This window comes from Actinomadura sp. NPDC048394 (assembly GCF_040651755.1).
GTDB lineage: Bacteria > Actinomycetota > Actinomycetes > Streptosporangiales > Streptosporangiaceae > Spirillospora > Spirillospora montaniterrae.
Genome location: NZ_JBEZJL010000021.1, coordinates 126,527 through 141,795, shown reverse-complemented (window position 1 = coordinate 141,795; position 15,269 = coordinate 126,527). Strand labels below are relative to the sequence as shown.

The following is a 15,269-nucleotide window of genomic DNA, read 5'->3' as shown; positions in this document are numbered from 1 at the left end:
ACCTCATGAGCCGCCGCCTCACCGGCGAATCCACTCCCACATGGCGGGGCACCTGACCCGAAATCAAACGGAACTCGCAGGATGAAACGCCCAGTTAGTACCGCACGTCGGACCCGTTCCCCTGTCACCGGACCAGATCGAGTCTCGTGCCCTGAAGTGCTTCCAGAGGAGGGTCGCCGCTCTGAGCTCGACGGCAGCGATCGGGTTTGGATCCGCCGGACCGTTGCTCAAGTGGACAACGGCATCCTGCGCATTCCAGCATCGCCGGACGAGAGCCCCTGGGTGCTGCGCGTTGGGGCGCAGTTCAGCCTGATTGCCCGAGCGACTCCCAATCCGTGTTCTGGTCGCTTCCGCGGTAGACGAATGACTTGATGACCGCGTCGTCGCTGTCGCTGACGATGCCGATCATGCGGCCAGTGAAGCCGCCGGCCACTTCGGTGGAGAGATAGCGGCCGTCGAGTCGCCCTAGCTCGCGGAAGCCAGATCTGTCACTTATGCCTGCCACGATGACGTCAGGGCCCTGGCGCGGAGTTCCCGAGGCTCCCTCTGCAGGTTGAGTGCGGAGTTCGAGTGCGGGTGTTGGGGCGGCTGTGGTTTCGCCTAGGGCAATGCGAAGGTCGCCGATGGTTGCGATCGCTTGCACATGCCCGTCCTCGCTCCACACGGTCACCTTGTGGAAGGGATCGATGCGCAACTCCAGGCCAGCGCCGCCGGAGACCGGTTCGACTGCCGCCTGTGCGCAGATGAAGAAGTGCTCCTGCCGACGTCCAGCGAACACCTCCTCGTGGGAAGCCGCTCCCAGGTGCCAGTGGCCATCGGGGTCGTACTTGAGAACGTCACCGAGATGGCGTGAGGGGCTCACCCAGGAATGCGGCGGCACTGGGCCGGTGAGCGGCTCGACGACGGGGCCCGCCGCGTGGCCCTCGATCGGCTGTCCCAGGCGAGGCCAGTCGTCCTCCCATTCGAGTTCCGCCGCGAAGGTCTCGCGTCCGAGCACGTGCCAGGCGGGTGTCGATCCGCGCGGCCGGACACCGAGGAACACCATCGCCCAGCTTCCGTCCGGGCGTTGCACAACGTCCGCGTGACCGGTGTTCTGTGTCGACCAGTCGGTTCCACGCGCGGTGAGCAGCGGATTGGTCGGGCAGGGCTCGAAGGGGCCGTCCGGGCGGGGCCCGCGGGCGACGGTGACGGCGTGGCCGCGTTCGGTGCCGCCTTCCGCGATGAACAGGTACCAGAAGCGTCCCCGCTTGATGAGGTGGGGTCCTTCGGGGAACTGGCCGCCGGTGCCTCGCCAGATCACGGCGGGTTCTGACAAGAGGGCGCCGGTTTCGGTGTCGAGGGCGGCCTGGAGGATGCCCTGTCTGCCCTTGGGCAGCTCGCCCGACCAGCTCAGCCGACATGTCCCGGTGTCGTCCCACGCCAGGTCAGGGTCGATGCCGTGCGCATCCGGGACGCGGATGGGCTGGGACCAGGGGCCGGCCGGGTCTGCCGCGGTCACCAGCAGCTGGCCGGGCGGATCGCTGACGTTGGTCGTGATCATCCAGAAGTGATCCCGGTGGTGCCGCAGGGTCGGCGCGTAGATGCCTCCGGAGGGGCGGCAACCGGCGATGTGGAGCTGTTCCGGGCGGTCGAGCACATGCCCGACCGGTGCCCAGCGGCGCAGGTCGCTCGACCGGAAGACCGGCACGCCGGGCGAGTATTCGAAGCTGGAGTTGACCAGGTAGAACTCGGATCCGGCGCGGCAGATGCTGGGGTCTGGGTGGAAGCCGGGAAGGACGGGGTTCTTGGCGATCAGCATGGACCCTCGGGAAGGAGAGATGGGGGAGACCCGTAGGCGCCATCCGGCTGCCGGGCGTTAGCGGACCGTACGGTATCGAGGGCCGACGGACAAGTGCCTCACGTTGCACTCCTGTCGTGCCAGCGCCTGGGAAGCGGTAGAAAAGGAGGTTGTGAAGCCTCCCACGATCTACGACGTCGCGAAGCACGCGGGTGTCTCCCATCAGACCGTGACGCGCTACCTCAACGGCTTCAAAGGGATCCGGCCGCAGACCCGGCAGCGGGTCGAGGAGGCGCTCGCCGCGCTGGACTACCGGCCGAATTCGGCGGCGCGGCTCCTGCGGTCGCAGCGCACGAACCGGATCGGCGTGCTCGCCGACCGGATCGACCAGAGTGGTCCGGCCCGCATCCTGACCGGCGCCGGTGAGCTCGCACACCGGCGCGGATACGTCCTCGACGTGGTGGTCGCCGACGGTACGAGCGCCGGTTCGGTCGCCGCGTCCCTCGCCACGATCATCGAGCACCAGGTGGCCGGCATCCTCGCCACCGCCCAGTCGGACGTCGTCTTGGAGGAGCTGCGGCGGCAGGCGACCGCCGCCCCGCTTGTGATCGGGGCGGATCCCGGCACCGAGTCTGATCAGCCCACGGTCAACGAGCTCGCCGGGCGGTACGCGGCGGACCACCTGCTCGATCTCGGCCACCGCAGGATCGGCTATCTGGCCGGCCCCGAGGTCTGGATAGCGGCACGCGGGCGGACCGAGGGGTTCACCCGGCGGGTGCTCGAGCGGGGCGGGCGGATCGTCTGGGTCCGGCAGGGCGACTGGTCCGCGGCGTCCGGGCATGCCGTCTGGGGTGAGCTCGGCGCGGACGAGCGGGCCGTGACCGCCGTGGGGGTGGCCAACGACAGCATGGCCATCGGGCTGATCTCCGCCGCCGCGGACTCGGGGGTTCGCGTCCCGGACGACCTCAGCGTCGTCGGCACCGACGACCTGCCGGAGGCCCGCTTTGTACTGCCGGCCCTGTCGACGGTCGCCATGGACTTCGAGGGCGAGGGCCGCTTCCTGATCGAGGAGCTCATCGCCAAGATCGAAGGTACGGATCTGCCCGAGGACGTGCGGCTTCCGACGCCGCCGCACCTGATCGCGCGAGCCTCGAGCTCGCGGCCCGTTACCGGAACGTAACCAACGTTTCGTTGCCCAAGGAACCCGTCCGGCGTTACGTTTCAGCGAAATGTTGTCGACAACATCAAGGTGATCAACTACTGATGGCTGCTTCTTCCTGGTTCTCGGGCGTCCTGTTCGGCGCCGCCTACTACGCCGAATATCAGCTCGGCGATCGTCTTGGCGACGACCTCGATCTGATGCGTGCGGCGGGCTTCACCGTCATCCGGGTGGGGGAGTCGGTGTGGTCGACGTGGGAGCCCCGGGAGGGCGAGTTCGATCTCGATTGGCTCGAGCCGGTGCTCGACGGGGCGCACGCCCGGGGCATCGGGGTCGTCCTGGGGACGCCCACCTATGCGGTGCCGCCGTGGCTGCAGCGGCTGCACCCGGAGATCGCGGCGGAGCCGGAGACCGGCCGGCCGAACCGTTTCGGCGGGCGGCAGGAGATGGATCAGAGCCACCCGGCCTACCGGTTCTACGCCGAGCGGATCGTTCGCAAGGTCGTGGCGCGTTACGCCGGCCACCCGGCGGTCATCGGCTACCAGGTCGACAACGAGCCCGGCCAGCAGCTGCCCCATAACGAGCACACCTTCCAGCGCTTCCTGGAGTGGCTCAAAGACCGGTACGGCAGCGTCGAGGCGATCAACAAGGCGTGGGGGCTCGTGTACTGGTCGCACCGTCTCTCGGACTGGGCGGACCTGTGGCGGCCGGACGGCAACCGGATGCCGCAGTACCAGCTGGAGTGGCGGCGCTTCCAGTCCACGCTCGCGACCGAGCTGATCGCGTGGCAGGCCGCGGTGGTGCGCGAGTACGCCCGTGACGATCAGTTCGTCACCACCTGCATCTCCTACTCGCGGCCGCAGATCGCCGATGAGGAGTTGGTGCGCTCGCTGGATGTCACCTCGGGCAACCCGTACTACAAGATGCAGGACGGCCTGGACTGGCACGAGGAGGTTCCCCGGGAGCAGGAGTGGTGGCACACCGGCGTGTGGGCGCTGTTCCAGTGGGGTGACCGCGCCTGGTCCACGGCGCAGGCGCCCTTCCTGGTCACCGAGACCAACGCCCAGTCGATCGGCGACGCCTGGCAGAACCATCCGCCTTTCCCCGGGCAGCTCAAGCAGGCGGCGCTCGCCCTCCTGGCTCGAGGCTGCCGGATGGTGGAGTACTGGCACTGGCAGACGCTGCACTTCGGCGGAGAGACCTACTGGGGCGGGGTCCTCCCGCACAGCCAGCGGCCTGGGCGCATCTACCGGGAGATCGCCGAGTTGGGCGCAGCGCTCAAGGCCATCGGATCCGCCGTCGACGACTACGTGCCGGACGCGGACGTCCTGCTGCTGTACTCCACCGACACCAAGTGGGCCTTCGAGGTCGAACCGCCGCTGGCCGACCCGGACGGCTCCCCGAACCGGAACGCCTACCTGGACATCTTCGACGCCTTCTACCGCGGGTTCTTCGAGGCCGGCGCGCAGATCCGGGTGCAGCACCTGAGCCACTTCCTCGCCGAAGACCCCGCCGAACTCGCACGCCGCTACCCCGTCCTGCTGGCTCCGGCGCTGTATGTGGCCGACGACGCCGCGCTGGCCCGGCTGCGTGAATACGCCGCCGCGGGAGGCCACCTCATCGTCGGGATCCGCACCGGCTACGGCGACGATCTCGCCCGCCCCCGCGCCGCGGTGGCCCCGGCACTGCTGGGCGAGCCCGCGGGCGTCCACTACGACGAGTACAACAACCTCACCCGGCCCCTCCCGGTATCGGCGACCACGGATTCGCTCACCCTCGAACCCGGTTCGGCGGGAACCCAATGGGTCGACGTCCTCCAGGTCGACGACGCGGACGTCCTCGCCACCTACCCCCCCACCGAGATGGGCGCCTCAGCGGCCCTGACCACGAGGGAGTTCGAGGCCGGCCGGATCAGCTATCTGGGCACCGTCCCCAACGCGCCGCTGTCGCGCAGCATCGCCCGCTGGGCCGTCCCGCAGACCGCCAAGCAGCGGTGGCAGGCGCCCGAGGCCGTCACCGTCGCCACCGGACGCTCTGATGACCGGAGCATCGCGTTCCTGTCGAACTGGTCGGCCGAACCGGTCACCGTGAGCGCTCCCGCCAAGGCCGTCGACCTCGTCTCCGGCGACCGGTACGCCGCGGGCGACCTCATACCCTTCGAGCCACGCGCAGCAGTCGTGCTCGAAGTCCAGGACCACCCGATCGGGTGACCCATCCCATCACAGGAAACGAAGGAATCGAATGACAAGGTTCCGCGGAAGCACATTGACGGCAGGAGCGCTGGCGATCAGCGCGGTCCTCGTCGCCGGCGGATGCAGCTCGTCCAAGGACTCCGAGAAGCCTGCCGCGCCCAAGGCCGTCTCCCAGACCGAGATCGACGCGGCGATGAACACACCGACCACCCTCGACTTCTGGACGTGGGTGCCGATCCAGGACGAGATCAAGCTCTTCGAGCAGAAGTACCCGAAGATCAAGGTCAACGTCATCAACAACGCCGATGCGTCGCAGCAGTACGTCAAGCTGCGCGCCGCCCTGAAGGCGCGCAAGGGCGTCCCCGACGTCGCGCAGATCGGCTACGACCGCCTCCCGTCGTTCACCCAGACCAAGAGCCTGCTCGACCTGACCTCGTACGGTGCCGCGAACCTGAAGTCCCAGTATGTCGAAAGCATCTGGAGCCAGGTCGAGCAGAACGGGGGAGTGTGGGCGATCCCGCAGGACTCCGGACCGCTCGGAACGCTGTACCGCAGCGACATCTTCAAGAAGGCAGGTGTCGAGACACCGAAGACGTGGGCGGACTTCGTCACCGCCGCCCAGGAGATCAAGTCGAAGACCGGCGCGTACGTCACGAACCTGCCCGGCAACGACATGCCCCAGCTCCTCGCCTACTTCTCGCAGGCCGGAGCCTCGCCGTTCTCCTATGACGGTAAGCAGACGGTCGGCGTGAACGTCGACTCGGCGATCCCCCAGAAGGTCGTCGGGTACTGGCAGGACCTGATCTCCAAGGGCCTGGTGTCCACCGACCCCGACTTCACCGACGCGTGGTACCAGGGGCTCTCCCGGGGCAAGTACGCCTCGTGGCTCGCCGCCGCCTGGGGCCCGGTGTTCCTGCAGGGCACCGCGAAGAACACGAGCGGAAAGTGGTCGGTCGCCACGCTTCCGCAGTGGGAGGCGGGACAGAACGTCTCCGCCAACTGGGGCGGTTCCTCCGACGCCGTCATGGCCGGCTCGCAGCACCCCATCCAGGCCTACATGCTCGCCAAGTTCATCAACGGCGACCCCGCCTCGACGCTGAAGCTCGCCAACGACCAGTTCCTGTTCCCCACCACGAAGTCCACCCTGGCCGACCCCAAGTTCACCGACGAGAAGGCCCCCTTCTACGGCGGTCAGCAGGTCAACAAGCTCTTCGCCGGCGTCAGCGGCACGGTCGCCCAGAACCAGCAGTGGCTTCCGTTCATGGACTACGCCAACTCCGCCTACGACGAGACGCTCGGGAAGGCGATCTCTGACCACGCTGATCTGAAGGCCGCCCTCACCGCGTGGCAGAAGAAGCTCGTCGACTACGCGAAGCAGCAGGGCTTCACCGTCAAGTAGCCGTCCGGGTAGGCGCCTCCGCCGACCCACCGCACCGCGAGAGCAGCTATGAAAGCCTCATTGACGCGTCGCAAGGCGCCGACACTCCACACCGCGACAGCACGCCGGCGGCGGGGCAAGGTGCACGCCGGTCAGACCCGAATGGCGTGGATGCTCGTCGTTCCCTTCCTTGTGGTCTTCACGGCGTTCTTCATCGTGCCGCTGGCCTACTCGGCCTACCTGAGCATGTTCACCTCGAAACTGGTCGGCGGCGAGGTGTTCAGCGGATTCGACAACTACACGCGGGCCCTGCACGACCCGGCCTTCTGGGCCGGCCTGCGGCGAGTCGTGATCTTCCTGTTCGTGCAGGTCCCGATCATGCTCGGCGCCTCGGTCGTCATCGCGCTGGCGCTCGACAGCGGCAGGGTCCGCGGCGGCAAGGTCGTCCGCATGCTGGTCTTCGTGCCGTACGCGGTGCCCAGCGTCGTGGCGACGCTGATGTGGGGCTACCTCTACGGGGTCGACAACGGGCTCATCACCCAGCTGTTCCACAAGGTGGGACTGGACGCCCCGAACCTGCTGTCGGAGCACACCGTGCTCGGCTCGACGATGAACATCGTCTGCTGGGAGTTCATCGGCTACAACATGATCGTTCTCTACGCGGCGCTGCGCTCGGTTCCGAACGAGATCTACGAGGCCGCCGAGGTCGACGGCGCCGGGCAATGGCGGATCGCGCTGCGGATCAAGCTGCCCGCACTGCGCCCGGCGCTCCTCCTCACCGTGATCTTCTCGATCATCGGGTCGTTCCAGCTGTTCAACGAGCCCAACCTCCTGTTCAACATCGCACCGGACGCGGTGGGCACCGACTTCACCCCGAATCTGTACGCCTACAACGTCGCCTTCAAGAACCAGGAGATCAACTACGCCGCCGCGATCGCGTTCCTGCTCGGCATGGTCATCATGATCGTCTCGTTCGTCGTCCAGATCGCCGTCAACCGGAAGGAGCGGCGGGCATGACCGCGACCCCTCTGAGCACCAAGCCCAAGCCCACGACCGGCATCGCCCCGCCCGCGCGGCGCAGCCGCGGCGTCCGGCGCGACAAGCGGCGCAGCTGGGTCCTCACGGTCATGATCTGGGTGACGGTGATCTACTTCCTCGTCCCCCTGGTGTGGCTGATGCTGTCCACCACCAAGGACAACGCCGGCCTGTTCAGCTCCTTCGGGCTGTGGTTCGGGGACGACTTCCAGCTGTTCCACAACATCAAGGCGCTCTTTCAGTTCCAGGACGGCATCTTCGCCCGCTGGCTGGTGAACACCGTCGTCTACGCGGTCATCGGCTCGCTCGGAGCCGCGATCCTGGCGACCATGTGCGGCTACGCACTCGCGAAGTACAGGTTCCGTGGCTCCGGAGTCGTGTTCAACATCATTCTCGGCTCCATCATGGTGCCGCTCACCGCGCTCGCCATCCCGACCTATCTGCTGTTCGCGGCCGGAAACCTCACCGACACCCCGTTCGCGGTCATCCTGCCGTCGCTGGTCAGCCCGTTCGGGGTGTACCTAATGCGCGTCTACGCCGCGGACGCGGTCGACGACAGCCTTCTCGAGGCGGCGCGCATCGACGGGGCGGGCGAGTTCCGCATCTTCCTGACGGTCTCGCTGCGGCTGCTCACCCCGGGCATCGTGACCGTCCTGCTGTTCCAGCTGGTGGCCACCTGGAACAACTACTTCCTTCCGCTGATCATGCTCAACACCGAGTCGCTGTTCCCGGTGACCGTGGGCCTGGCGCACTGGCAGAACGCCGCAGCAGCGGGAGGCGGCAGCCAGGTGCTCTTCTCCACCGTGCTCACCGGGTCGCTCGTCTCCATCGTTCCCCTCATGATCGCTTTCATCTTCCTCCAGCGCTACTGGCAGTCAGGCCTCGCCACCGGCGGTGTGAAGGGATGAGCGCTCTCCAGTTGCTTGGAAGAGGATGACAATGCCGAACACCACCCCACTGTCCCGCCGGACCTTCATCGGAGCCGCCGCCGCACTCGGCAGCCTGGCCGTGGTGCCGATCGCCTACGCCGGTCCGGCGTCGGCCGGCGAAGAGGCGACCACCGTCCGGCCCCGGACCATTCCGGCACTGCGCGAATGGTCGGCCAGACCGGGTGCCTTCCAACTCGGTACGGCGAGCCGGATCCTCCTCCGCCCCGCGGACGCCCGCAGGCTCGGCGGGACCGCCGAGCTTCTCGCCGCCGACCTGCACGCCCTGTCGCGGCATGCCGTCCGCGTGGTCATCACCGGCCGTCCCGCCCACAAGGGCGACATCGTCCTCGAACTCGGTGCGACCGACTCGCAGATCGGCGACGAGGGCTACGTCCTGTCCGTCGACACGTCCGCGGTCTCGATCAAGGCGAGGACCGAGGCCGGCGCCTTCTACGGGACCCGCACCCTCCTGCAACTGCTGCACCAGAACACCTCGGTCCCCGCAGGCGTCGCCCGCGACTGGCCGCGCTATTCCGAGCGCGGGCTCATGGTGGACACCGCGCGCATGCACTTCTCCTATGAATGGCTCGCAGCGCGCATCAGGGACATGGCCTACCTGAAGCTGAACTACCTGCATCTGCACTTCACCGACGACGAGGGCTGGCGCATCGAGAGCAGCACCGGCGTCCAGTCCGAGCAGTTCCTCACCAAGAAGCAGGTCCGCCGCCTCATCGAGCTCGGGGAGCGCTACCACGTCACGGTCGTGCCCGAGATCGATATGCCGGGCCACATGGGTGCGCTCCTGGCGCATTACCCGCAGTTCCAGCTCAAGGACAAGGACGGCGTCGCAGCCCCGAACAAGATCGACTATACGATCCCCGAGGCGCGGAAACTCCTGCGCGACCTCATCGCCGAGTACCTGGAGCTCTTCCCGGCGCCGTACTTCCACATGGGAACCGACGAGTTCCTGCCCGACCCGGACTACGCGAACTACCCGCAGCTGGAGCGGTACGCCAAGGAGAAGCATGGTCCGCAGGCCGTGGCCGTCGACGGCGTTCTCGGCCTCATCAACGAGACCAACGCCTACGTCCGCGCCCACGGCAAGACGCTGCGCGTCTGGAACGACAACTTCGCCCCCGGAAACACCGTCCAGGTCGACACCGACGTCATCGTCGAGTGGTGGACGGACATGCACTTCCCGTACCCGAGCCCGATCAACCCCAGCCCGCCGCAGGATCTGCTGGACGCTGGATACTCGGTCCTGAACTGCGGTTTCTTCCCCACCTACGACTATCCCGCAGGCCCTCCGGCCAAGCCGTCCCTGCCGTGGACCTACGAGAACTGGACCGTCGGCGCCTTCCACGGCCCGGGCTACTTGGACGACACGGGCTCCGGCCTTCCCTTCTACAACGTCGCCCCGGCAGAACCGCATAACCGCGGCTCGCTGGTCCACCTCTGGAACAGCGGCGGAGCCTGGACCGAAGCCGACGCCGCGGCGTCCATCTTCCCGCGCCTGCGGATCATGGCCCAGAAGACCTGGGAGTCGACCCCGCTCGTGCCGACCTGGGCCGAGTTCCAGCCGATCATCCAGACCATCGGTTCCGGGGCCGGCTGACGATCCACCCCCTGGACGTGCGGCACTTCCACGGACCCCAAACCCTGCCGACCATCGTCCCCTCCGCTGCGCCTTCACCACCCAGCGGAGGCGGGCGAGGTGACGCCTGCCTCCGCGCGGGCGGCGAATCGACCATCGGCCCGTCCCATGACCGTCGATCAATGCGAAGGAGTGAACAGTGCCGAGTCCGCGACGTCTTCCGCTGAGCTCTCCGGACGGGCGGCCGGTGGTGATGGAAGACGTCGCGGCACTGGCGGGAGTGTCCGCGATGACCGTCTCCCGAGCGCTGAACGCTCCCGAGGCGGTCAGCGCGACCACCCGCGCCAAGGTCATGGCCGCGATCGAGAGCCTGGGCTACCGGCCCAACCCGGCGGCACGCAGCCTCGCGACCGGCCGCTCCGGCACCATCGGAGTCCTCGGGTTCGACACCGCCCTGTACGGGCCTGCCGCCACCCTGTCGGGGATCGAACGGGCCGCCCGCCGGCACGGCTTCGCCATCAGCGTCGTCACCGCGAACGCCCGTGACATCCGATCGGTCGCGGACGGAGTGGAACGGCTGCGCGCCCAGTCCGCCGACGGCATCATCGTCGTCGCGCCGCATGCCCTGGCCGCCCGGAAATTGCGACCTTTGCCCAAGGGGCTCGCGCTCGTCACTGCGGGTGCCGCAGCCGACCACGCTTTCCCCTCCGTCACCATCGACCATCGCGGAGGCGCCCGTCGTGCGACCCGGCACCTCCTTCAGCTCGGCCATGCCACCGTCTGGCATGTCGCCGGTCCAGCGGACTGGATCGACGCCGAAGAACGGATCGAAGGGTGGAGGGAAGCCCTCACCGAAGCCGGACGTGCCGCACCCCAGCCCTTGACCGGTGACTGGACGGCCCGTTCGGGATACGAGGCCGGCCGGCGACTGGCCGATGACCCGGCCGTCACCGCGGTCTTCGCCGCCAACGACGCCATGGCCGTCGGACTGCTGCGAGCTCTCCACGAGAAGGGCCGCCGCATTCCCGGCGACGTGCACGTCGTCGGCTTCGACGACATCCCTGAGGCGGCTCACTACTGGCCGCCGCTCACCACGGTCCGCCAGGACTTCGCTGGCCTCGGAGACCGGGCCTTCGAGTTGCTGCTCGGACAGCTGACGACCTGTGGCCGGATGCAGCCCGAGCAGATCATCGTGCCCGAGCTCATCGTCCGGGAGAGCACCGCCGCTCTCCCGGCCTGACCATCCCGCATGGACGCTCCACCCACCGCATGTTTGCGCTCACACCATGAAAGGCCATCGCGTGACGGACATCGACGACATCCGGCGGCAGCTCGCAGACCTGCACCGCGCACTCGTCCGATCGGGCCTCGTCGTCTGGACGGCGGGGAACGTGTCGGCGCGCGTCGACGACGCTCATTTCCTGATCAAGCCGAGCGGCCTGGCCTATGAACGGTTGACGCCCGAGTCCATGGTGCTCTGCGATCTCGACGGATCTCCCGTCGGAGAATCGCTGAAGCCGTCCAGCGACGTCTTCGCCCACGCCTACGTCTACCGTCACCGCCCCGACGTCGGCGGGGTCGTGCACACTCATTCCCCTTACGCCACCGCCTGGGCTGCCCGTAACGAGCCGATCCCCTGCGTGCTGACGGCGATGGCGGACGAGTTCGGCGGAGAGATCCCCATCGGGCCGTTCGCGATGATCGGTGGAGACGACATCGGCAGGGGAATCGTGGACACCCTCGCCGGCCACCGCAGCCCGGCCATTCTGATGCGCAACCACGGCGTCTTCGCCATCGGCGCCACAGCCGAGGCTGCCGTGAAGGCGGCGGTGATGTGCGAAGACGCGGCCCGCGCCGTGCACCTGTCCCGGCAGCTCGGTGATCCCCTGCCGATCGAGCCCCAGCACATCGACCGGCTGTACGACCGCTACCAGAACGCCTACGGGCAGTGACCGGTATGACGCATCCGAAGGAGCAGCACATGGCGTTCCCCGATCGCGAGATCTGGTTCGTCACCGGCAGCCAGGGACTCTACGGAGCCGAGACGCTGCAGCAGGTCGCCGAACAGTCCCAGGCCATCGCCCGTGAACTGGGGGAGGCCCTGCCCGTCCGGCTGAAATGGCTTCCCGTCCTGACCGACGCCGCCGCCATCCGCCGTGTCTGCCTGGAGGCCGGCGCTGACGACGGCTGTGTCGGCGTCATCGCGTGGATGCATACCTTCTCCCCGGCGAAGATGTGGATCGCCGGACTCGACGCCCTGGCCAAGCCGCTGCTGCACCTGCACACCCAGGCGAACGTGGCGCTGCCGTGGGCGACGATCGACATGGACTTCATGAACCTCAACCAGGCGGCCCACGGGGACCGCGAGTTCGGCTTCATCCAGGCCCGTCTCGGAGTGCCGCGGAAGACCGTGGCCGGCCACGTCGGGGACGAGCGCATGATCACCCGCGTTCGCGCCTGGGCCCGGGCCGCCACCGGACGCGCCGAACTCGGCCGCCTGAAACTGGCCCGGTTCGGCGACAACATGAGGGACGTCGCGGTGACCGAGGGCGACAAGGTAGAGGCTCAGCTGCGGTTCGGTGTCTCGGTGAACACCTACGGCGTCAACGACCTCGTCGCCGTCGTCGACCAGATCGACGACGCCGCGATCGGCGAGCTGGTCGAGGAGTACGAGCAGCTCTACGACGTCGCCCCAGAACTGCGCTCCGGCGGCGGACGCCACGATTCGCTGCGCTATGGCGCACGGATCGAACTCGGCCTGCGCGCTTTCCTCGGCGACGGCGGGTTCGGAGCGTTCACCACCAACTTCGAGGACCTCGGCGGTCTCCGCCAGCTGCCCGGCCTGGCCGTCCAAAGGCTCATGGCCGACGGCTACGGATTCGGCGGCGAGGGCGACTGGAAGACCGCCGCCCTGCTGCGCACCCTCAAGGCCACCGCGGAAGGACTGCCGGGCGGCACCTCCTTCATGGAGGACTACACCTACCACCTCGTCCCCGACCAGCAGCTCATCCTCGGCGCCCACATGCTCGAGGTCTGCCCGACCATCGCGGCGGACACGCCGTCCTTGGAGATCCACCCGCTCGGCATCGGCGGCCGGGAAGACCCCGTCCGCCTGGTCTTCGACGCCGCTCCCGGCGTCGGCCATGTGGTCGGCCTCACCGACATGGGCGACCGGTTCCGGCTGGTCGCCAACGAGATCGAGGTCGTGCCGCCGCTGGAACCCCTGCCGAGGCTGCCGGTCGCCCGCGCCGTCTGGCGTCCGCGACCCGATCTGGCGACCTCGGCGGAGGCCTGGCTCACGGCCGGCGGCCCGCACCACACGGTGCTGACCACCGCCCTCGGTACGGAGGAGCTGACCGACCTCGCCGACATGGTCGGCGTCGAACTGCTGACCATCGACGCAGGCACGACGCTCGGCCAGTTCACCAAAGAGATCCGCTGGAACCAGGCCTATCATCGGCTGGCCCAGGGACTGTGACACGAGGAACCACGATGAGCACAGACGGCTACGTCATCGGCGTCGACTTCGGCACCCTGTCCGGACGCGCCGTCGTCGTCCGCGTCAGCGACGGCGCCGAACTCGGTTCCGCCGTTCACGACTACCGCGACGGCGTGATCGATGAACGCCTGCCCGACGGCACCCCGCTGGGGCCCGACTGGGCGCTCCAATCGCCGCAGGACTGGATCGACGTCCTGCGCTCCGCCGTCCCCGAAGCGATCGCCGCCGCGGACATCGACCCCTGCGATGTCGTCGGGATCGGCACCGACTTCACCGCCTGCACCATGGTTCCCACCACAGGTGACGGCACCCCGCTGTCGGCTCTGTTCCCGTCCCGCCCGCACGCCTGGCCCAAGCTGTGGAAGCACCACGCCGCCCAAGGACAGGCCGACCGCATCAACACGCTGGCCGCCGAACGCGGCGAACCCTGGCTGCCCCGCTACGGCGGCAAGATCTCCTCCGAATGGACCTTCGCCAAGGGCCTGCAACTCCTCGACGAGGACCCGGAGATGTACCAGGCGGCCCAACGCTGGATCGAGGGCGCCGACTGGATCGTCTGGCAGCTCACCGGCGTCGAGACCCGCAACGTCTGCACCGCCGGATACAAGGCGATCCATCAGGACGGCGCGTATCCCTCCGCGGAGTTCCTCGCCCTCCTTGATCCCGGCTTCGCCGACTTCACGAGCAAGCTCGGACACGAGCTCTCGCCGCTCGGCGCCCGAGCCGGGTCCCTGACCGCCCGCGCGGCGGCGTGGACCGGCCTGCCCGAGGGGATCGCCGTCGCCGTCGGCAACATCGACGCCCACGTCACCGCTGCCGCCGCCGACGCGGTCCGGCCGGGCCAGATGGTCGCCATCATGGGCACCTCCACCTGCCACATCATGTCCTCCGACCGGCTCGCCGAAGTCCCGGGCATGTGCGGCGTGGTCGCCGACGGGATCGTCCCGGGACTGTGGGGATACGAGGCCGGTCAATCGGGCGTCGGCGACATCTTCGCCTGGTTCGTCGAGCACAACGTCCCCGCCTCCTATGCCAAGGCCGCCGCGGAGGCGGGCGTGAGCCTGCACGACCACCTCACCGAGAAGGCCGCCGAGCAGAACGCCGGCCGGCACGGCCTTATCGCCCTCGACTGGCACAACGGCAACCGCTCCACCCTCGTCGACCACAACCTGTCGGGCCTGATCGTCGGGCAGACCCTCGCCACCCGCCCCGAGGACGTCTACCGCGCGCTGATCGAAGCCACCGCCTTCGGCGCGCGCAAGATCGTCGAGACCTTCGAGGCGTCCGGGGTACCGGTCGAGGAGTTCATCGCCGCCGGCGGCCTCACCAGGAACGCCTTCCTGATGCAGACCTACGCCGACATCCTCGACCGTCCTCTGTCGGTCATCGTCTCAGACCAGGGGCCCGCGCTGGGCTCGGCGATCCACGCCGCCGTCGCCGCCGGACGCCACCCCGACATCACCACCGCGGCGGCGACGATGGGCCGCCGCACTCCCGCCGTCTACCAGCCCGATCCGCAACGGGCCGCCGTCTACGACGACCTGTACGCGCTCTTCACCTCTCTCCACGACACCTTCGCCGACGGCGCGATCATGCACCGCCTGCGCGAACTCCGTGCAGGCGACAGCGAAATGCCGACCGCACCGGAGCGTTGAGGGATCAGTTGGGCATTACCCCGCTCTCGCCGGCCGTCCCATGGTCGCCGA

Annotated in this window: 11 protein-coding genes; 10 read left to right on the top strand and 1 reads right to left on the bottom strand. The window is 68.3% G+C overall.

Annotation, left to right across the window (positions count from 1 at the left end; genetic code table 11):
* Positions 1-304 precede the first annotated feature (304 nt).
* A complete protein-coding gene (locus AB0C78_RS17535) occupies positions 305-1,798 on the bottom strand; it encodes a family 43 glycosylhydrolase (RefSeq protein WP_360748537.1) in 1,494 nt (497 codons plus the stop codon).
* A gap of 151 nt (positions 1,799-1,949) precedes the next feature.
* Between AB0C78_RS17535 and AB0C78_RS17530 the strand changes: the two genes are divergently transcribed.
* From AB0C78_RS17530 to araB, 10 genes are all read left to right on the top strand, one after another.
* The gene (locus AB0C78_RS17530; RefSeq protein ID WP_360748534.1) at positions 1,950-2,957 is read left to right on the top strand and encodes a LacI family DNA-binding transcriptional regulator; all 1,008 of its coding nucleotides are present in this window, start codon (positions 1,950-1,952) and stop codon (positions 2,955-2,957) included.
* Positions 2,958-3,040: 83 nt separating this feature from the next.
* Positions 3,041-5,146, top strand: a complete 2,106-nt coding sequence (locus tag AB0C78_RS17525; protein ID WP_360748531.1) for a beta-galactosidase — start codon at positions 3,041-3,043, stop codon at positions 5,144-5,146.
* Positions 5,147-5,201: 55 nt separating this feature from the next.
* Positions 5,202-6,527 (top strand): extracellular solute-binding protein, encoded by a 1,326-nt coding sequence (locus AB0C78_RS17520; RefSeq protein ID WP_360748528.1) that lies wholly within the window; start codon positions 5,202-5,204, stop codon positions 6,525-6,527.
* Positions 6,528-6,677: 150 nt separating this feature from the next.
* Positions 6,678-7,523 carry a sugar ABC transporter permease gene (locus tag AB0C78_RS17515; protein ID WP_360748525.1) on the top strand — a complete coding sequence of 282 codons (846 nt, stop codon included), beginning with the start codon at positions 6,678-6,680 and terminating at the stop codon, positions 7,521-7,523.
* Positions 7,520-8,449 carry a carbohydrate ABC transporter permease gene (locus tag AB0C78_RS17510; protein WP_360748522.1) on the top strand — a complete coding sequence of 310 codons (930 nt, stop codon included), beginning with the start codon at positions 7,520-7,522 and terminating at the stop codon, positions 8,447-8,449. The genes AB0C78_RS17515 and AB0C78_RS17510 overlap by 4 nt, the downstream gene beginning before the upstream one ends.
* 31 nt (positions 8,450-8,480) lie before the next feature.
* Positions 8,481-10,085 carry a family 20 glycosylhydrolase gene (locus AB0C78_RS17505; RefSeq protein ID WP_360748519.1) on the top strand — a complete coding sequence of 535 codons (1,605 nt, stop codon included), beginning with the start codon at positions 8,481-8,483 and terminating at the stop codon, positions 10,083-10,085.
* Between the two features lie 232 nt (positions 10,086-10,317).
* A complete protein-coding gene (locus AB0C78_RS17500) occupies positions 10,318-11,304 on the top strand; it encodes a LacI family DNA-binding transcriptional regulator (RefSeq protein WP_360748546.1) in 987 nt (328 codons plus the stop codon).
* Between the two features lie 46 nt (positions 11,305-11,350).
* Positions 11,351-12,016 (top strand): L-ribulose-5-phosphate 4-epimerase, encoded by a 666-nt coding sequence (locus tag AB0C78_RS17495; protein WP_360748516.1) that lies wholly within the window; start codon positions 11,351-11,353, stop codon positions 12,014-12,016.
* Between the two features lie 29 nt (positions 12,017-12,045).
* Positions 12,046-13,542 (top strand): L-arabinose isomerase, encoded by a 1,497-nt coding sequence (gene araA / locus AB0C78_RS17490; RefSeq protein ID WP_360748513.1) that lies wholly within the window; start codon positions 12,046-12,048, stop codon positions 13,540-13,542.
* Positions 13,543-13,556: 14 nt separating this feature from the next.
* A complete protein-coding gene (araB, locus tag AB0C78_RS17485; RefSeq protein WP_360748510.1) occupies positions 13,557-15,218 on the top strand; it encodes a ribulokinase in 1,662 nt (553 codons plus the stop codon).
* Positions 15,219-15,269 lie beyond the last annotated feature (51 nt).

Coding starts and splice junctions, on each gene's coding strand:
- AB0C78_RS17495 (WP_360748516.1), top strand. CDS start 11,351: ATGAAAGGCCATCGCGTGACGGACATCGACGACATCCGGCGGCAGCTC.
- araA (WP_360748513.1), top strand. CDS start 12,046: ATGGCGTTCCCCGATCGCGAGATCTGGTTCGTCACCGGCAGCCAGGGA.
- AB0C78_RS17515 (WP_360748525.1), top strand. CDS start 6,678: ATGCTCGTCGTTCCCTTCCTTGTGGTCTTCACGGCGTTCTTCATCGTG.
- AB0C78_RS17500 (WP_360748546.1), top strand. CDS start 10,318: ATGGAAGACGTCGCGGCACTGGCGGGAGTGTCCGCGATGACCGTCTCC.
- araB (WP_360748510.1), top strand. CDS start 13,557: ATGAGCACAGACGGCTACGTCATCGGCGTCGACTTCGGCACCCTGTCC.
- AB0C78_RS17505 (WP_360748519.1), top strand. CDS start 8,481: ATGCCGAACACCACCCCACTGTCCCGCCGGACCTTCATCGGAGCCGCC.
- AB0C78_RS17535 (WP_360748537.1), bottom strand. CDS start 1,798: ATGCTGATCGCCAAGAACCCCGTCCTTCCCGGCTTCCACCCAGACCCC.
- AB0C78_RS17510 (WP_360748522.1), top strand. CDS start 7,520: ATGACCGCGACCCCTCTGAGCACCAAGCCCAAGCCCACGACCGGCATC.
- AB0C78_RS17525 (WP_360748531.1), top strand. CDS start 3,041: ATGGCTGCTTCTTCCTGGTTCTCGGGCGTCCTGTTCGGCGCCGCCTAC.